The following is an 18,541-nucleotide window of genomic DNA, read 5'->3' on the forward strand; positions in this document are numbered from 1 at the left end:
GCAGAATTCTCATCTAGAATGGAAGGGCGGCTAGCGGGCCGCCCTTTTTCTTCTTTGCTCCCAAGCGGCGCGGGAGAGCCGGTAGAACACATGTCGCTTGAGCGCGGGCTGGCTTGCGGGAATGCCGGGGTGGTCGAAGTCGGCGGACGGGTCGGCAGTCATGCCGAGGCGCTCCATGACGGCCGTGGAGCGGCGGTTGTTCCCGACAGCAAAGGAGACGATCTCGCCAAGGCCGAGCGTTTCGAAGCCGTAGTCCAGCCAGGCTTCCGAGGCCTCGGTGACATAGCCCTTGCCCCAGTATTCGGGCGCCAGCCGCCAGCCGATCTCGATGGTACCCGCCGGCAGGAACGGCATATGGTCGGTTCCGGTGATGCCGACAAAGCCGATGCACTCACCGGTGGTGATGATCTCGGCGGCGGCAAAGCCATAGCCGTCGCGGTCGATCACGCCTCGCAACTCGTCCATCTTGGCATCCGTGGCGGCGCGGTCGTGGCGGAACGGAAAGAATTCCATCACCTGTGCGTCGGAGTTGATCCGGTGGAACAGTTCACGGTCGCGATCCTCCCAGTTGCGCAGGATCAGGCGCTCGGTACGCATTGGTTTCATTGCACAAACTCTTCCTGCCTGTAGCCTTGCAAATAGAGCAATGCGGTCAGATCGCCATGGTCGATGCGAACCTTTGCCTGTGCCGCCACCGTCGGCTTGGCATGAAGCGCAACACCGGTGCCGGCCAGGCGGATCATGTCGAGATCATTGGCGCCGTCGCCGACGGCGATGACGTCAAAGGGCGTCAGACCAAGGCGCGCTGAAATTTCGATCAGCGCTTCGGCCTTGGCGGCGCGGCCGAGGATCGGTTCACCGACCAGCCCGGTGAAGCGGCCATCCTGTTCGAGCAGGCGGTTGGCGCGGTTCTCGTGGAAGCCAAGCATGGCCGCGATTCGCGTCGTGAAGACCTCGAAGCCGCCGGACACGAGTGCCGTCCAGGCGCCGTTGGCGCGCATGGTCTGAACCAGCGCGCGGCCGCCTGAGGCCAGCGTCAGACGATTGGCGACGATGCGGTCGACCACGGCGGCGTCGAGGGCTTTCAGCAGTGCCACTCGCTCGCGCAGAGCCGGTTCGAAAGCGATCTCGCCGTTCATCGATCGCGCGGTGATGGTGGCGACACGGTCCTTGACGCCGATCTCGTCGGCCAGTTCGTCGATGCATTCCTGGTCGATCATGGTTGAGTCCATGTCGGCCATGAGGATCTTTTTGCGGCGGGTCTCGGCCTGCTGGACGATCACGTCGACCGCCTCGGTGGCGAGTGCCGTGCGCAATGCGGCAGTCGTGTCGGCGGCGTCAGCAATCTCAGGCAGCACAAGATCGCAGGCAATTCCTTCGGCAAGCCAGACAACAGCGCTTGCGCCGACTGACCGTGACGCCATATTCGCAAGCGACAGCGACAAGGCGCGGTCAGCGGGATGGGAAACAAGCGTGGCGATGAGCGGCATGGAACATTCCGGCGAACATGCGGACGAGGGCCGCGTGAAGAACGCGATCCTGATAGCCGGGCCGACCGCCAGCGGCAAGTCGGCGCTGGCGCTCGATCTGGCCGAGCGCAAGGACGGCGTGATCGTCAATGCCGATTCCATGCAGGGCTATTCGGTGCTCGATGTGCTGACCGCCCGGCCGGAGGCGGCCGACCTCGCCCGCGCGCCGCATTTTCTCTACGGCCATGTCCACCCGGCCACAGCCTATTCCACCGGCGCATGGCTGCGCGACGTGATGAAGCTGATCGACGACGGCGCGCTTTCCGAACGGCCCGCAATTTTTGTCGGCGGTACCGGGCTCTACTTCCGTGCGTTGGCCGAGGGCATTTCGGAAATGCCCGATATTCCGCAGCGGATTCGGGACCGCTGGCGCTACGAACTGAAGGAGCAGGGCGCCGTCAAGCTGCACAGCCTGTTGCTGCGCGAGGATTCGGCGGCCGCCATGATGCTCAAGCCAACCGATAGCCAGCGCATCGTGCGGGCATTGGAGGTGCTCGACGCGTCGGGCCGTTCGATCCGGGAATGGCAGGCAGAACGCGGCCGGCCACTCATAGACAGGGAGACCGCGCATTTCTTCGTGATCGAGCCGGACCGGGCGGCGCTGGTCGACCGCATCGAAAAACGCTTCGACCAGATGTTGGACAAGGGCGCGCTGGACGAGGTCAAACGGCTATCGGCGCTTGGCCTCGATCCCCAGTTGCCGGCAATGAAGGCGATTGGCGTTCGTGAACTGCTGGCCGCGATGGCCGGAGAGATTGGCTTTCCCGAGGCGATCGAACGCGCCAAGATCGCCACCAGGCAATATTCCAAGCGGCAAACGACCTGGTTCAGGCATCAACTGGGGCCGGAATGGCTGAGATTGCGCCCCGGTGATGATCTGGAAACCACGATCTGATTGGCTGTTTCAATTGCAACCTAAAAAGTTTATCTGCAAGGAAAGGTTCTCGTTGCGGTTGTCCAAATTAACCCTCCGTAAGCCCTCCCATGCCATAAGGTCAGTGGGGTACTTTCCAGCGGGGAGCAGATGCGTTTCCACAAGGCGGAATCAGCATTTTTCGTCTTTATCTTCGTGATCCTGGCCGCCGGCCTGGTGACGCTGCATGCCTATGGCCTTCTGCAATCCTTCGCCACCGAGTTGCATACGGCTTCGGGTCTGGACAAGGTCATTTATCTCAACAAGCTTTTGTTCGCGACCGGTGTGCTTTTGGCCACCGCGCTGTTCTTCGGCATTTTCTTCATCTACCCGCTGATCCGAAAACAGGCGACAGAAGAAGGCAAGCTACGTGCCATGACGGTCTCGCTCAGCGCACGCTCGGAAACTTTCGAGCATGCGGCGCTGACCGACGGCCTGACCGGCATGCAGAACCGGCGCTATTTCGATGACGCGCTGAAGGAGTATCTCGAGGAGTTCCGGCGCATCGAAAAACCAGTCGGGCTGATGATCCTGGATCTCGATCATTTCAAGCAGGTCAACGATACTCACGGCCATGATGTCGGCGACGAGGTGCTCAAGGCCGTCGCGAACTGTCTCAAGGATATGACACGCTACCACGACGTGGTGGCGCGTTTGGGTGGCGAGGAGTTCGCCGTGGTCACGCCCAACATGGACGCCGACCTTCTGGGCAAGTTTGCCGAGCGGATCCGCAAGGCGATCGCCAACATGTCGGTGCTGTCGGGCAATGTCCGCCTCAAGATCACCACCAGCGTCGGGCTTGCCGTCTGGGACCGCAACGAAACGGCGGAGGAGTTCTATCGCCGGGCAGACCGCCAGCTCTATGAGGCGAAGAGGCAAGGCCGCAACCGCGTCTGCGCCTAGAATCCCGAAGAAGAATTCATGAGGCCGGTCGCCTGACGCGGCTTTCTCGACTTCCGGTGCTCACGGACTAAATGTCCGTTCCGCTCCGGCTTCTCAAAAGCCACATCATGCAACTCGGCCTGATGAATTCTCTTTCGGGATTTACCCAGGCATGCCAACGAAGCTGAGCCCTGGAACCTTGGCGCCGTTCTCACTCAACCGGCAGAACAGCAGAGCCCGCAGGCTCAGTCGTTTTGCGGGCGCAGGCCGAAGGTCGCGGGCTTGAGACCGTAGCGCATGTCGAAATCGTCGTCCGATGACGCGCGAGTGGTGGGTGGCTTGCGGTAGTCGGGATCGCCAGCCTGGCGGCCTGAATCGACGACTTCCGCGAAGGCCATCGCCTGCTGCGTTGGTTTCGGCACGTTGCGCAGTCGTTCGACGATTGCCACCAGATCGACATCGTCGCCTGACTTCGCAGAGGCGGCCTGTTCGCGCTTGGCCGTGCCCGGGAGCAACTCGCTCGGCAGTTTTTCGAACTTCAGCCGCATGGTCGACGCCACGCCTTCGCCGAAGGCGATGGCTTCGCGCTGGCCCATGGAGGACAAGAAGGCAAGCGTCGAGGCGGAAGAGTCGGCAATCGCCGAACGGATGATCGCCTGGTCCTGCTCATTGGCAAGCCGCATGGCGAAGAAGGTCGAGCATTGCGACAGGATGGTCGGGTCGAGCTCGCCCGGGCGCTGGGTGACGACGCCAAGATAGCAGCCATATTTGCGGCCTTCCTTGGCGATGCGCGACAGCGCGTGCCTGGTCGGCGCGAAGCCGAGGCGCGGATCGGCCGGCATGTAGCGGTGCGCTTCTTCGCACAAAAACAGAAGCTGCAGCTTGCCTTCGCTCCACAAAGCGAGATCGAAAGCCAGGCGCGCCAGAACCGAGCAGACGGAATTGACCACTTCGGAGGGCATGCCGGCCATCTCGAAGCAGGTCACCGGGCGGCCATGATGCGGCACGCGGAAGATGTTGCCGATCGTTTCGTGGATGGTGTCCTCGATCAGGCGCGAGTTGAACATGAAGCGGTAGCGTGGGTCGGCCGCCGCCGATTCGATGCGAGTCTTCAGCGATCTGAGCGTCGGGCGATCGGCCTTGCTTTCGAGCATGCCCATCCGCTCGTCGATCTGCTTGAGGAGGTCGGCGATCCGGTAAGGCACCGGCGTATCGGCGGTCAGCGCATCGTTGCCGCGCCGCAGATAGGCACCGGAATTCGGATTGCGGTAAAGGTTCTTGGCGGCCGGGATGAGGTCGCGCAAGGCATCGATTTCTTCCGGCTCCGTCTCGCGGCCACGGAACAGTACCTCGGCGAATTCCTCCAGCGTGAACATCCAGAACGGAAGATCCAAGGTTTTGGAATCGACCCTGACACAATATTCGGGCAGCGACGCCGCGAACTCATTGTGCGGGTCGAGGATCAGGATGCGCAGGTCGGGTCGCGCCGCGATCGATTTGCGCAGCAGCAGCGAGACGGCGGTGGACTTGCCGACACCGGTGGTGCCGACAATGGCGAAGTGACGCGCCAGCGTATCGTCGATGGCGATGTTGGCGGCAATAGCTTCGTCCTGCGCGAGCGTACCGATGGTGATCGAATGACGCCCCGCGAGGTCATAGACAGCCTGCAGGTCACGGGTGCGGATGCGGTGCGCAACGGCGCCGATATGTGGGTAGGTGGTGATGCCACGGTCGAAGACCGGCTTGCCGCCGGGCTCTGCTGCATCACGTACTTCGCCGATCAGCTCGATGCTGACCTCGATGGCGTTCTGGCCCTCATTGCTCCAGGCGCGATCCGACTTGCCGATCCCGTAGACCAGGCCGACGGTTCGCGTGGGCCCGAGATTGATGGAAATCATCTTGCCGACCGTCCACAGGCCGGTCACCGCGCCGTCGACATCGTCCGCATAGGCGCTGATGGTCGCGCGTGCGCCGTCGCACTGCACGACATTGCCCAGGATGCGCCTGTCGTTCTGCTCGGCGTCGCGGCGCTCCTGCGATGTCGGTTCTCCAACAGAAGCTGCGCGTTCGACATACATGGACAGGCCAATCCCCATTTCCCCTGGAGCATCGAGCCTACAGGAATGGGGTTAAGGCCCGATGAGGTCGGATGGTGTAGAGAGGCTTAATGGCCGCATGAAAATTGTCGCGAGGCACCTCTTTTGCGACGCCAATATTTCGCTATAGTAGACGTATGGATGATATAGCGAACGACATTTCCTCGACGATCGGCCGAAGGATACACGCCGAAAGGGTCATGCGGGACTGGTCCCTGGCCGAGCTTGCGGAGCGTTCCGGCGTCTCGAAGGCGATGCTGAGCACGATCGAGCGCGGCAAGACCAGTCCGACGGCGGCCCTTCTCGTGCGCATCGCGGCGGCCTTCGGCCTGACGCTGTCGACCTTGATCGCGCGCGCGGAATTGCAAGGCGGCGGGCTGCTGCGCGAGGCCGACCAACCGGTGTGGCGCGACCCCGACACCGGCTATGTAAGACGGCACCTGTCGCCGGCTGGCGACATACCGCTCGAACTCATCAGGGTGCAGCTGCCGGCGGGCGCCAAAGTCAGCTTTCCGGCCGCTTCCTACGCCTTCATCAAGCAGCAGATATGGCTGATTTCCGGGCGGCTCGAATTCGTTGAAGGTGAGACGGTGCACCGGCTTGAGCCAGGCGATTGCCTGGCGCTCGGGCCGCCGTCTGATTGCACCTTTCATGCCCTGGAACGCGGTGCCGACTATCTCGTCGCGCTGGTCAGGGCCTGACATCATGGCCACGAGACCAAAGCGCCCCCACAATGGGGGGCCGCCTCTTGATGAGTACAAGGGCCCGCCATGGGGCAAGGGCGACCCCTATATCTTCCTTGCCTGGCAGGCCGCCCATGCCAAGGCATGGAAGGCGCCGAGCCGCGAGGTCATGCTGCTGCGCATGGACCGGGCCGAGCGGCTGGGCCTGACCTATGAGGAGTACACGCTCGAGATTCTGGAGCGTGGGCGGCATCTCGGGCACGAAGACGCCGAACGCATCAGCGCCATCAAGGCGGCGCGAAAGCGACGCCGCGTGCGCCACCTGGACTGACGGCAATGTGCCACGTCTATCGCAAACCACAGGACCTCATAAGCATGAACTCCATCGAGATCGGAACCCTGACCCCGACTGCCGAGACGCAAGACAAGCTGGCCGAATTGCTGGTCGCGACGGTGGCGGCCGGCGGATCGGTGAGCTTCATGCATCCACTGGTGCCGCAGACAGCAAGGGCCTTCTGGGAGAAATCGCTGGCCGCGGCGGAAAGAGGGGAAAGAGCCGTGCTTGGCGCCTGGGACGGCGAGGTCCTGGTCGGCACAGTAACCTTGCTGCTCGACTGCCCGCCCAACCAGCCGCACCGGGCCGAGATCGCCAAGCTGATGACGCGGGTCGATCGTCGGGGCAGGGGTGTGGGAATGCGCCTGATGAGGGCCGCCGAGAGCCTTGCCGTCGAGAAGGGGCGGACGCTGCTGGTTCTCGATACGGCCGCTGACGAGGGCGCTTCAGGCCTCTACGAAAAGCTCGGCTTCACGCTGACCGGCGAGATACCGGACTATGCCCTGAAGCCGCATGGCGGGCTGACGGGCACGCTGATCTACTGGAAGCGTATCGGGCCAATCTCGTAAGGTCATCCAATCGAGGAAGGAGGCAGGGTGCAAGCCGTGCCCCCTTCATGATGCTCAACTGGAATGGCGGTCGATTAGCCTTTGTGGTGGGCCTGCTGCAGGCCGTAGACCGGCGTCGCGATGCCTTCGTGCCGCGCCTTCAACTGCAGCGACAGGAACTGCGAATAGTGGCGTGACTGGTGCAAATTGCCGCCATGGAACCATAGCGCTTCCTGTTGCGTCGGCTTCCACATGTTACGCAACTCGCCTTCCCACGGGCCGGGATCCTTGGTGGTGTTCGAGCCGAGGCCCCAGCATTTGCCGACCTTGTCGGCGACGTCCCTGGAGATCAGATCGGCGGCCCAGCCGTTCATCGAGCCGTAGCCGGTGGCGTAGACGATGAGGTCCGCGGGCAGTTCCGACCCGTCGCTGAGCAGAACCGAATGCTGCTTGATCTCCTCGACGTCTACGCCGCTCTTCAGCTTGATCGAACCATCGATGATCAGCTGTGATGCGCCGACATCGATATAGTAGCCAGAGCCGCGCCTCAGGTACTTCATGAACAGGCCGGATTCGTCGTCGCCCCAGTCAAGCATGAAACCTGCGTTTTCCAGTCCCTTGTAGAACGCCGCGTCGCGTTTCTTCATCTCGGCATAGGCCGGGATCTGGAACTCGTGCAGGATCTTGTAGGGCAGTGAAGCAAAGATCAGGTCGGCCTTGGCCGTGGTGATGCCATTCTGCACCGCCTGCTCCGAATAGAGCGAACCCAGTCCGATTTCCATCAGCGTGTCGGATCGGGAGATATGGGTACTCGAGCGCTGCACCATGGTGACGTCGGCACCGGCCTCCCAAAGTGCCGCGGCGATGTCATGGGCGGAATTGTTGGATCCGATGACAACGGCTTTCTTGCCGACATAAGCGTCGGGTCCGGGATGCTTGGAGGAGTGATGCTGATCGCCCTTGAAATCTTCCATCCCCTTGAATTTCGGCATGTTGGCCTTGCCGGATTGTCCAGTGGCCAGCACCAGTTGCTTGGGTTTCAGGACAATGTCCTTGCCGTCGCGGCGGACGACGACGGTCCATTCCTTCTTGTTGTCGTCATAGGAAGCGCTTTTGGCCTCGGTCGAGGACCAGTAATTCAGCTCCATCACCTTGGTGTACATTTCCAGCCAGTCGCCGATCTTGTCCTTGGGCGAGAAGACCGGCCAGTTCTTGGGGAAGTCGATATAGGGCAGATGGTCGTACCAGACCGGGTCATGCAGGCAGAGCGACTTGTAGCGCTTTCGCCAGCTGTCGCCGGCGCGCTCGTTCTTCTCGATGATGATCGTCGGCACGCCCAGTTGCCGCAGCCGCGCGCCGAGCGCGATGCCGCCCTGGCCGCCGCCGATGATGACCGTATAGGGTTGCGTCTTGAAGCCGAGTTCGGCGGCCTCCTTTTCGCGCTCTTCCTTCCATGTCGGACGGTTCTTGCCCGAGCCATGTTTGGCGCCCATCGGCCGCGCGAAGCCCGCCGGCTCCTCGTGGCCCTTTAGCTCGACCATCGTGGTCAGCAGCGTCCAGATCTTGCCGTCCTTCAGCCTGATGTGACCGAAGCCGCGTGCCGCCTCGGTCTCGAAGCTGATCCAGCCCTCGATCAACCCGCCGCTCTCGGTCGCGTCCTCGCCCTTGGCGATGGCAAAGTGTGACGGCCTGGTCTTCGACAACTGGCTTTTCAGCATGTCGCGGACCTGGTCGCGGCCTTCCATGGTCTTGATGTTCCAGGTGAAGGTGACGAGGTCGCGCCAATAGCAATCCTCCTGAAAGCAATCGATCGCTTTCTCGATGTCATTGGCGGCCAGGGCGGCGCCGAATTGATCGAGCAGGTCGGACAGTTTCTTGTTTGGGGCCTTATCGAGCATCAGGGTTCCTCCCGTGAAATCCAGATCGTCATGATGGCTCAGCCCGACGTGCCGGCCGAACAATCAAGTATCGGCAAAGATAGTGGCCCTCGTCACGCCCCACCATAGTTTTCAGCGGTTTCAATGACTTACCCGGAAATTGAGATCACCAAGCGGTTTTGGAACACCCAGCTGTTGGGAACGGACGCTCCGATTCCGAACGTCGGGGACAATGCCACGCCGGTCGCGCAAAATTGATGGTCATATGCCGCAATGCGGTCACCGGGGCTGACGACAACCGATCGGTGAGAAGCCGGGAAGCGGTGGCGGGCAACAGGGCGGTTCCCGGGGATTTTCTGGATGCGGAACTCTGGAGCCCGTTATGCAAGCATTTTCAGTTCATTCTATCGGCCGGCGCGGACGCGCCGCTGCCATGGCTCTGGTCATGGCCATGAGCGCGACCTTGACCAGCCCGCTGGTACTGCCCGGAACTCAGGCTCACGCGGCGGAAATTTCCGTTACCATCCGCGAAAGGCTTTCAAACTATGGCGGATGGCGAACCTCCGCGCGCTTCGGCGATGTCTGGGTTCCGACAGTCCGTACCGAATGGCGGCCCTACACTGAAGGTCACTGGGTCTGGACCGACGACGGCTGGTACTGGCAATCCACCGAGCCGTTTGGCGATGTCGTCTATCACTACGGCCGTTGGGCCTATGATCCAGATTTCGGCTGGGTGTGGATAGCCGGCGATCAATGGGCACCAGCCTGGGTGGTCTGGCGCCAGGGCGGCAACGATGTCGGCTGGGCGCCGGCGCCGCCCGATGTCGACGTCGCCTTCGACGATGCCTGGTGGTGTTTCGTGCCGGTGGCGGCGATCGGCGCGGTCGATCTGGTCAGGGTGGTGCGGCCGGTTCAGGAAAACGTCGTCATCGTGCGCAACACGACGATCATCAATCAGACCGTCGTGGTCAACAACGCGCCGCATGTGCGGCTCGGCAACCAGGTCGTTGCGATCAATGCCGGGCCCAGGCTGCAGCAATTGCCGAAGCCCGTCATCGAATCAATCCGGGCGGCAAAAGTGGTTCCGCCTCGCAAAGGGGTGTTTGCCAGTGCAAGGCTCGATGCTTCCAAGGGCGCGGAGATCAAGAGGCTGGCAGGCAATGGAACGCCCGTCACCACGGCACCCTATGGAAACGGGCAAACTGTGGTGGGCCATGGCTCCAAGACGTCGATCGGCGACAAGGCCCTTTCTCCGGCCGCGGTGGCAGCGGGCAATCCGGGCGCCACCGTGCGCAAGCGCATGGTCGCCGGCAACGGTGCGAAGGCCGATGCGCTCAAGGCCCATGCCGGCAAAACCTCCGGCAATGGGCGCATCGTTGTAAAATCGCCGCCCAACCCGGCTTCGTCCAAGTCGGTTTCTGGCCAGCGCCTGACACACAGGGCCGGGCCGCAAAGGCCGCACCAGCAGGCACTGGCCATGCGCATGTCCCAGCACCATGGTCCGGCCAAGGCGGCGCCTCACCACCCGCCGGCAAAGATGCAGGCCAGGAAGGTGTCCAAATGCGATCCGCGCGTTTCCCGCTGCAAGGCGCCGGGCTGATCACCGCAATCGCGCCGGCACGCTGCGCGCCGGCGCGATTTTTCCCGTTGACAGGCTGCCTTTCCCGCCCTTAGTGTCCGCCACCATGAAAACGGCACTCATTCTCGTAGGAAAGCGCATGGGCAAGGCGGTGTAACCGCCGGGCGAAAACCCCCCATGCGCAGACACAGGCTCCCTCGGGAGCCTTTTTTATTGCCTGAAACACGACTAAACGACCAGCAATCGCCTGACGGCGGACAGTACGGGACAAGACCGATGAGCAACGGAAAGAACGAGCGGCGCGAGATGACAGGCGCCGAAATGGTGGTGCAGGCGCTGAAGGACAATGGCGTCAAGCACGTCTTCGGCTATCCAGGTGGCGCTGTCCTTCCGATCTATGATGAGATCTTTCAACAGGACGAGGTCGAGCACATCCTGGTGCGCCACGAGCAAGGTGCCGGCCATGCGGCTGAAGGCTATGCGCGTTCGACCGGCAAGGCCGGCGTGATGCTGGTGACCTCCGGCCCCGGCGCCACCAATGCGGTGACGCCGCTGCAGGACGCCTTGATGGATTCGATCCCGCTGGTCTGCCTGACCGGGCAGGTGCCGACCTCGCTGATCGGCTCCGACGCTTTTCAGGAATGCGATACGGTCGGCATCACGCGCCCCTGCACCAAGCACAACTGGCTGGTGAAGGACGTCAACGAACTCGCCGCGACCATCCACGAGGCTTTCCATGTCGCGACCACCGGCCGCCCCGGTCCGGTCGTCGTCGACATCCCAAAGGATGTGCAGTTCGCCAAGGGATTCTACGTCCCGCCGCAGATCGCGCCGCGCACCAGCTACCAGCCGAAGGTCCAGGGCGACCTGGACAAGATCAAGGCGGCGGTCGAGCTGATGGCCGGCGCCAAGAAGCCGATCATCTATAGCGGCGGCGGCGTCATCAATTCCGGCCCGGAAGCAAGCCGTCTGCTGCGCGAGCTGGTCGATCTCACCGGTTTTCCGATCACCTCGACGCTGATGGGCCTCGGCGCCTATCCGGCATCGGGCAAGAACTGGATGGGCATGCTGGGCATGCACGGCACCTATGAAGCCAACATGGCCATGCATGATTGCGACGTGATGATCTGCATCGGCGCTCGGTTCGACGACCGTATCACCGGGCGGCTGACCGCGTTTTCGCCGAACTCGAAGAAGATCCACATCGACATCGATCCGTCGTCGATCAACAAGAATGTCCACACCGAGGTGCCGATCATCGGCGATGTCGGCCGGGTGCTGGAGGACATGGTGCGGCTGTGGCGGGCGAGCGCCAAGGCCGACAAGAAGGCGCTCTATCCCTGGTGGGAGCAGATCGCCAAATGGCGCGCGCGCGACTCGCTCGCCTACAAGATGAACAACGACGTGATCATGCCGCAATACGCCATCGAGCGGCTCTATGAACTGACCAAGGGCATGGACACCTACATCACCACCGAGGTCGGCCAGCACCAGATGTGGGCGGCGCAGCACTATCATTTCGAGAAGCCGAACCGCTGGATGACTTCGGGCGGGCTGGGCACGATGGGCTATGGCCTGCCGGCGGCGCTCGGCGTGCAGATCGCGCATCCCGACGCATTGGTCATCGACATCGCCGGCGATGCCTCGGTGCAGATGACAATGCAGGAGATGAGCGCTGCCGTGCAGCACGACGCGCCGATCAAGATCTTCATCTTGAACAACCAGTATATGGGCATGGTGCGGCAGTGGCAGCAGCTGCTGCACGGCAATCGCCTGTCCCATTCCTATACCGAGGCAATGCCGGACTTCGTCAAGCTGGCGGAGGCCTATGGCGGTCACGGCATCCGTTGCGAGAAGCCGGGTGAGTTGGACGATGCGATCAAGGAGATGATCTCGGTCAGGAAGCCGGTGCTGTTCGATTGCCGCGTGGCGACGCTCGCCAACTGCTTCCCGATGATCCCCTCGGGCAAGGCGCACAACGAGATGCTGCTGCCCGACGAGGCGACCGACGAGGCGGTGGCCAACGCCATCGACGCCAGGGGCAGGGAACTGGTGTAGCCGGCAGACCCGGGCATGGCTTGTCGCAAGAAGCCATGCGCAAACAGAGAATTAGATCCAAGAGCTTGAAATCGAGATTCATGTCATGAACGCACAGCTACAGCCGACCGGTTCCGCCTATTTCATCGCCAAGGAAACCGAAAAGCCGGAAAACCACACGCTTTCCGTGCTGGTCGACAACGAGCCGGGCGTGCTTGCCCGGGTCATCGGCCTGTTTTCAGGGCGCGGCTACAACATCGAGAGCCTGACCGTCTCCGAGACCGAACATGAGAAGCACTTGTCGCGCATCACCATCGTGACGCGCGGCACGCCGCATGTGCTGGAGCAGATCAAGCATCAGCTGGAGCGCATCGTGCCGGTGCACCGCGTCGTCGATCTGACCGTGCGTTCGCATGAATCCGGCCAGGAGCGGCCGCTGGAGCGCGAACTGGCGCTGGTCAAGGTGGCCGGCACCGGCGAGGCCCGCGTCGAGGCACTGCGGCTGGCCGACGCGTTCCGCGCCAGCGTCATCGACGCCAACACCGAGCATTTCATCTTCGAGATCACCGGCAAGGGCTCAAAGATCGACCAGTTCATCGCCATCATGAAGCCGCTGGGCCTGGTCGAAATCTGCCGCACCGGCGTGGCGGCGTTGAACCGCGGCCCACAGGCGATGTAAGCCCGCCGCATCGACAGTTTCGGCGGGGGCCTGGTTCGACCAGGAGCCGGCCGCTGGCCTTTGCGCTGCCCTCACGAAGCGACAATAATGCTGACATATCTGGGAGGATATCATGTCGCTTGACGCATTCCTTGCCCTGCTTGTCTACGCTTTCGTAACCTCGATCACGCCGGGGCCGAACAACCTCATGCTTCTGGCATCGGGAGTGAATTTCGGCCTCGTCAGATCGGTTCCACACATGCTGGGCATCAGCATCGGTTTTCTGGTGCTGCTGGTCGCCGTGGGTCTTGGCCTGGGTGCGGTGCTTACGGCTTTCCCGGCGTTGCACACCGGATTGAAGATCGCCGGCGGTGTCTATCTGCTCTATCTCGCCTGGAAGATCGCCATGTCGCGCTCGCTCAACGGCAAGGGCGAGGTGAAGGCGCGGCCGATGCGCTTCGTCGATGCGGCGGCGTTCCAGTGGGTCAATCCCAAGGCATGGGTGATGGCGATCACCGCCATGGCCGTCTACGCCAATCCTGAGCGTCCATTCCTGTCGGTGGTGTTGATCGCCGTGGCTTTCACCGTCGTCAATCTGCCAAGCGTCTCCGTGTGGGCGGGGTTCGGCACCGCGCTGCGCGGTTTCCTGTCGGATCCGGTGCGGTTGAAATGGTTCAACATCGCCATGGGCGTGCTCTTGGCGGCGACGCTTTGGCCGATGCTTGGATAGGTCGTGGGGCGCACCATCTGATCGTTACGAAACGGGATCCGGACTCTCGGATTGAGAGCCAAGCCGTGTTGCACATCCATTGTGCAGTGCACATTAAATCTTCGTAATGCCGTGTTTTGGCCCTTTTCCGACAAAGGCGTGTCCTATGTATTCGGCGAAATCGCGGCAATGAGCCGCGAGTTGCGCTAGAATACGACCACCTGGCTATGGCGTGTCGGACAGAGAGGGCCTTTTGTCGATGCGTGGAAAAGTCATTCTTTCATTGCTTGCGGTCGCCTGTGTCGGCGCGGCCTGGCTCTATCTGTCTCCGGGCACGCTGAGCAGAGTTCAGCAACTTACCGGCGCAAAGCAGGTCGCGGCGGCGGACAAACCGGCAATCGACAAGCCGGCGGCGGGGGACAAGTCGGCAGGTGGCGGCAGTGGCGCCCGCTCGGCCTCGATCCTCTCGGCCGTCGCTTCCACCGCCGATTTCGCGATCCGGCGTTACGCGATCGGTTTCGTCTCCTCTCCAGCCGTCGTCAGCATCAACGCGCGGGTCTCCAGCCAGATCGTCTCGATCGACGTCAAGGACGGGCAGATGGTCAGGGTTGGCGACGTTCTGTTTTCGCTTGATGACCGGGCGCTGAAGGCGCAACTGGCCAAGGACCAGGCGGCGCTCGCCAAGGATCAGGCAATGCTCGCCAGCTCGCAGTCCGATCTGCAGCGCGCCAAAGACCTGGTCGCCAAGCAGGCCGGCACGCAGCAGACCTATGACCAGGCAGTCGCTGCGGCGAAGGCTGCCGCGGCGACCGTCGATGCCGACAAGGCGACGATCGACGCCGACAACGTCCAGCTTGGCTTTGCCACGATCACGGCGCCGATTGCCGGCAGGCTGGGTGCGGTCAACGTCACCGTCGGCGACCTCGTCACCACCAGCAATGGCAACAGCAGCACGGCCACTCCGCTGGTGACCATCACCCAGATGGACCCGCTGCAGGTCAACTTCAATTTTCCTGAGAGCAACCTGGCGCTGCTGCACAAGGCACTCGCAAATCCGCAGCAAGGGGCAGTGACGCTGACCAAGGACGGCGACCCGACGCCGATCGGCAAGGGCACGCTCGATTTCGTTGATTCAAGCGTCGACACCGCGTCGGGCACGATCGCCACGCGGGCAAGCATTCCGAATGCCGACCTTTCGCTGTGGCCGGGCCAGTATGTGAATGTCGTGCTCGATGCCGGCATCATGCCGCGGATGACCTCCGTTCCCACGGTAGCGGTCCAGCCTAGCCAGAAGGGGCCGTTCGTCTATGTCGTCAAGCCGGACAGCACCGTCGAAATGCGCCCGGTGCAGGTGGCGCTGACCGAAGGCGAGAACAGCGCCATCAGCCAAGGGCTGAAAAGCGGTGAGAAAGTTGTCACCGAAGGCCAGACGAAGCTGAAGGACGGCGCCGCTGTGCATGAAGGCAACGCCGCGGCGGGTGCTGCCGCGCCCAAGGTGGCCGAGGCGGCCAAGGCCGGCGAGGCGGCTCGATGATCTCCGAATTTTGCATACGCCGGCCTGTCGCCACCCTTCTGATGTCGTTCGCCCTCGTGCTGGGCGGTCTGTTCGCTTACAAATTCCTGCCGGTGGCAGCACTTCCGAGTGCCGAATTCCCGGTGGTCAACGTCTCGGCTTCGCTGCCCGGCGCCTCTCCGGAAACCATGGCCACATCGGTGGCGACGCCCCTGATCAAGCAGTTCGCCACCATAGCCGGCATCGATTCGATCTCGACCAGCAACTCGCTTGGCTCGACCTCGATCGCCATCCAGTTCGTGCTCAATCGGGACATCGACGCCGCCGCCGCGGACGTGCAGGCGGCGATCGCGCGGACGCAAAGATCCCTGCCGCCGCAGATGACGTCGCCGCCGAGCTATCGCAAAGTCAATCCGGCCGACGCGCCCATTCTTTTAATGTCGCTGGTCAGCGACACGGTCCCATTGACCGATCTCGATGCGTTCGCGGAAAACGTCATCTCGCCGTCGCTGTCGACCATCGACGGGGTGGCTCAAGTTTCGATCTTCGGCCAGCAGAAATACGCCGTTCGCATCCAGATCGACCCGACCGCGCTTGCCGCGCGCGGCATCTCGATCGATCAACTGCAGGCGGCGATCGCGTCCGCCAACAGCAACACGCCGCTCGGCGTGCTCCAGAACGACAAGCAGCAACTTACGATCACCGCCAATACGCAGCTCAATGACGCGGCCGGTTTCTCCAACATCATCATAGCCACCAAAAACGGTCACCCGGTGCGGCTGGGCGAGGTGACCCGCGTCGTCGATTCGGTTCAGACGACCACGACCGCAAGTTGGTACGATGGCACCCGCGCGATCATCATGGCGGTGCAGCGCCAGCCCGACGCCAACACGGTCGACGTCGTCGACAAGGTCAAGGCGATGCTGCCATCCTTCCAGGACCAGATGCCGGGCGCTGCCTCGATCAAGCTGCTCAACGATCGCTCGACCTCGATCCGCCAAGCCGTCGATGACGTGCAGTTCACGCTGCTGTTGACCATAGCGCTGGTGGTGATGGTGATCTTCGTGTTCCTGCGCCGGGTGACGGCGACCATCATCCCGGCCGTGGCGGTGCCGATTTCGCTGATTGCCACGCTCGGTGCGATGTTCCTGTTCGGCTTTTCCATCGACAACATATCGCTGATGGGTCTGACGCTCGCGGTCGGCCTCGTCGTCGACGACGCTATCGTGATGCTGGAAAACATCTTCCGCCACATGGAGGAGGATGGGTTGTCGGCCTTCGATGCGTCGCTGAAGGGCGCGCGCGAAATTGGCTTCACCATCATCTCGATCTCGATCTCGCTGGTGGCCGTGTTCATCCCGGTGCTGCTGATGGGCGGCGTTATCGGCCGCATCTTCAACGAGTTCGCCGTCGTGGTGACGGTCGCCATCCTGGCGTCGATGTTCGTATCGCTGACGCTGACGCCGATGCTGTGCTCGCGCTTGCTGTCGGTCAGCAAGGCCGACCGCGACAAGCATGGCCCTGGCCATAAACGGGACCTCGTTACACGCGGCTACGACCGGATCTTGAGTTTCTGCCTGAGGCACACCTTCCTGGTGTTCCTCGTCTTCATGGGAACCGCGGCAGCCTCGGTGTGGCTGATCGAGGCCTCGCCGAAGGGCTTCTTCCCGCAGGAGGATATCGGCCAGATATCGGTGACCACCATCGCGCGTCAGGACATCTCGTTCGACGCCATGTCCAAGCTGCAAGGGCAGGTCGCCAGCGTCTTCTCGCATTCGCCCTATGTCGACCATGTGGCGTGGTCGGCGGGCAGCGGCAACAATGCGCTCAACCAAGGGCAACTCTTCGTCCAGCTCAAGGGCAAGGACCAGCGTCCCGATATCGACAAGGTCCTTTCGGATCTGCGCAAGCAACTGGCCGGCGTGGCGGGTATCGAGACCTACATGCAACCGGTGCAAAACCTGAGGCTGGGCGCACGGTCGTCGGCCAGCGCCTACCAGCTCGTGGTTCAAGGGCTCGATACCGGACTAACCGACACCTGGGCGCAGAAACTGAATGACGCGATGGCGGCCGACCATACGAACTTCACCGATGTCACCAGCGACCTGCAGAACAATGCACTGCAGGCGACGCTGGTGGTGGACCGCGATAAGGCCGCGCAGCTCGGCATCGATACTGCCACGCTGCGCTCCGCCCTTTATGGCGGCTTCGGCACCGATCAGGTTTCAACGATCTTCGGTTCGGCCGACAGCTACGAAGTCGTCACGGAGCTCGATCCCAAGATCGAATGGTCGCCGGAGCGGATGCTCGCCATCCAGATGAGGACTGCGAGCGGCAGTCTAGTTCCGCTTGGCGCCTTCGCCCGGGTCGATCGCACGGCAGGCGCCTTGACCGTCAACCAGCTCGGCCAGCTTCCGGCGGTGACGATCTCCTATAACCTGCCGCAGGGCGTGGCACTGGGTGACAGCGTAGCGCGCATCGAGGCGCTCAAAGAGCAGATCGGCATGCCGACGGCGATCTCGACCACCTTTGCCGGCACGGCCAAGACCTTCCAGGACTCACTAGCCAACCAGGGTCTTCTGGTCGGCGGCGCGATCCTGACCATCTATATCGTGCTCGGCATCCTGTACGAGAGCTTCATCCACCCGCTCACGATTCTCACCGGCCTGCCGTCGGCTGTGCTGGGTGCCGTCGTTGCCTTGCGCTTCGCCGGCATGGATCTGTCTGTCATCGCGGTGATCGGCATCCTGATGCTGATCGGCATCGTCAAGAAGAACGGCATCATGATGGTCGACGTCGCGCTCGAGCTCCGACGTGATGGCATGTCCGCGAAGGAATCCATCCACAAGGCCTGCCTGATGCGGTTCAGGCCGATCATGATGACGACGCTGGCGGCACTTATGGGGACCTTCCCGATCGCGCTCGGCACCGGCGCCAGCGCCGAGCTGCGCCAGCCTCTAGGCGTTGCCGTTGTCGGTGGTTTGCTTGCCTCGCAGGCGCTGACCCTGTTCGTGACCCCGGTGATCTATGTCTACATGGAGAATTTCTCGGGCTGGCTGGTCGGGCTTTGGTCGAGGCGCAAGGGCGATCGGAGCGCGGTCGAAGATGTCGACCAGCCCTCGCCACTCGATGCCAAGCAGGAAATGCTGCCCGAACCGCAGCGGGCGGCCGCCGAATGATGTG

General features: G+C 62.5%; 15 protein-coding genes. 11 read left to right on the top strand and 4 right to left on the bottom strand.

Annotated elements, in window-relative coordinates:
• Positions 1-30 precede the first annotated feature (30 nt).
• Both NKJ01_RS10250 and serB read right to left on the bottom strand, forming a co-directional pair.
• Positions 31-606: a GNAT family N-acetyltransferase gene (locus NKJ01_RS10250; RefSeq protein WP_352727667.1), complete on the bottom strand. Its 576-nt coding sequence runs from the start codon at positions 604-606 to the stop codon at positions 31-33.
• Complete coding sequence (gene serB / locus NKJ01_RS10255) at positions 603-1,490, bottom strand: phosphoserine phosphatase SerB (RefSeq protein WP_352727668.1); 888 nt, start codon at positions 1,488-1,490, stop codon at positions 603-605. The genes NKJ01_RS10250 and serB overlap by 4 nt, the downstream gene beginning before the upstream one ends.
• Here serB and miaA point away from each other — a divergent pair.
• Positions 1,480-2,424, top strand: coding sequence for a tRNA (adenosine(37)-N6)-dimethylallyltransferase MiaA (miaA, locus tag NKJ01_RS10260; protein ID WP_352727669.1), 945 nt, complete (start codon positions 1,480-1,482; stop codon positions 2,422-2,424). The two genes, serB and miaA, sit on opposite strands and share 11 nt — an antisense overlap.
• A gap of 129 nt (positions 2,425-2,553) precedes the next feature.
• On the top strand, positions 2,554-3,345 hold the full coding sequence (locus tag NKJ01_RS10265) for a GGDEF domain-containing protein (protein WP_352727670.1): 792 nt from the start codon (positions 2,554-2,556) through the stop codon (positions 3,343-3,345).
• Between the two features lie 224 nt (positions 3,346-3,569).
• Here NKJ01_RS10265 and NKJ01_RS10270 read toward each other — a convergent pair whose 3' ends face one another.
• The gene (locus tag NKJ01_RS10270) at positions 3,570-5,402 is read right to left on the bottom strand and encodes an ATP-binding protein (RefSeq protein WP_352727671.1); all 1,833 of its coding nucleotides are present in this window, start codon (positions 5,400-5,402) and stop codon (positions 3,570-3,572) included.
• Positions 5,403-5,557: 155 nt separating this feature from the next.
• Between NKJ01_RS10270 and NKJ01_RS10275 the strand changes: the two genes are divergently transcribed.
• From NKJ01_RS10275 to NKJ01_RS10285, 3 genes are read left to right on the top strand one after another with little or no spacing between them, the layout of a single operon-like run.
• On the top strand, positions 5,558-6,121 hold the full coding sequence (locus NKJ01_RS10275; protein ID WP_352727672.1) for a helix-turn-helix domain-containing protein: 564 nt from the start codon (positions 5,558-5,560) through the stop codon (positions 6,119-6,121).
• 4 nt (positions 6,122-6,125) lie between these two features.
• Positions 6,126-6,434: a hypothetical protein gene (locus NKJ01_RS10280; protein ID WP_352727673.1), complete on the top strand. Its 309-nt coding sequence runs from the start codon at positions 6,126-6,128 to the stop codon at positions 6,432-6,434.
• Positions 6,435-6,478: 44 nt separating this feature from the next.
• Positions 6,479-7,006, top strand: coding sequence for a GNAT family N-acetyltransferase (locus tag NKJ01_RS10285; RefSeq protein ID WP_352727674.1), 528 nt, complete (start codon positions 6,479-6,481; stop codon positions 7,004-7,006).
• A gap of 74 nt (positions 7,007-7,080) precedes the next feature.
• On the opposite strand, the gene NKJ01_RS10290 is transcribed toward NKJ01_RS10285, so the two are convergent.
• Positions 7,081-8,883: an NAD(P)-binding domain-containing protein gene (locus tag NKJ01_RS10290; protein WP_352727675.1), complete on the bottom strand. Its 1,803-nt coding sequence runs from the start codon at positions 8,881-8,883 to the stop codon at positions 7,081-7,083.
• Positions 8,884-9,244: 361 nt separating this feature from the next.
• Here NKJ01_RS10290 and NKJ01_RS10295 point away from each other — a divergent pair, with 361 nt between their 5' ends.
• The 6 genes from NKJ01_RS10295 (at position 9,245) to NKJ01_RS10320 (ending at position 18,537) form a co-directional block, all read left to right on the top strand.
• A complete protein-coding gene (locus NKJ01_RS10295) occupies positions 9,245-10,462 on the top strand; it encodes a DUF6600 domain-containing protein (protein WP_352727676.1) in 1,218 nt (405 codons plus the stop codon).
• 255 nt (positions 10,463-10,717) lie between these two features.
• Positions 10,718-12,499, top strand: a complete 1,782-nt coding sequence (locus NKJ01_RS10300; protein WP_352727677.1) for an acetolactate synthase 3 large subunit — start codon at positions 10,718-10,720, stop codon at positions 12,497-12,499.
• A gap of 85 nt (positions 12,500-12,584) precedes the next feature.
• Positions 12,585-13,157 (top strand): acetolactate synthase small subunit, encoded by a 573-nt coding sequence (ilvN, locus tag NKJ01_RS10305; protein WP_023757090.1) that lies wholly within the window; start codon positions 12,585-12,587, stop codon positions 13,155-13,157.
• Positions 13,158-13,269: 112 nt separating this feature from the next.
• The gene (locus NKJ01_RS10310) at positions 13,270-13,866 is read left to right on the top strand and encodes a LysE family translocator (protein ID WP_352727678.1); all 597 of its coding nucleotides are present in this window, start codon (positions 13,270-13,272) and stop codon (positions 13,864-13,866) included.
• A 238-nt stretch (positions 13,867-14,104) separates the two neighbouring features.
• Positions 14,105-15,379, top strand: a complete 1,275-nt coding sequence (locus NKJ01_RS10315; RefSeq protein WP_352727679.1) for an efflux RND transporter periplasmic adaptor subunit — start codon at positions 14,105-14,107, stop codon at positions 15,377-15,379.
• On the top strand, positions 15,376-18,537 hold the full coding sequence (locus NKJ01_RS10320; protein WP_352727680.1) for an efflux RND transporter permease subunit: 3,162 nt from the start codon (positions 15,376-15,378) through the stop codon (positions 18,535-18,537). The genes NKJ01_RS10315 and NKJ01_RS10320 overlap by 4 nt, the downstream gene beginning before the upstream one ends.
• The last annotated feature ends 4 nt before the right edge of the window (positions 18,538-18,541 follow it).

Source organism: Mesorhizobium sp. M0276 (genome assembly GCF_040321755.1).
Lineage (GTDB): Bacteria > Pseudomonadota > Alphaproteobacteria > Rhizobiales > Rhizobiaceae > Mesorhizobium.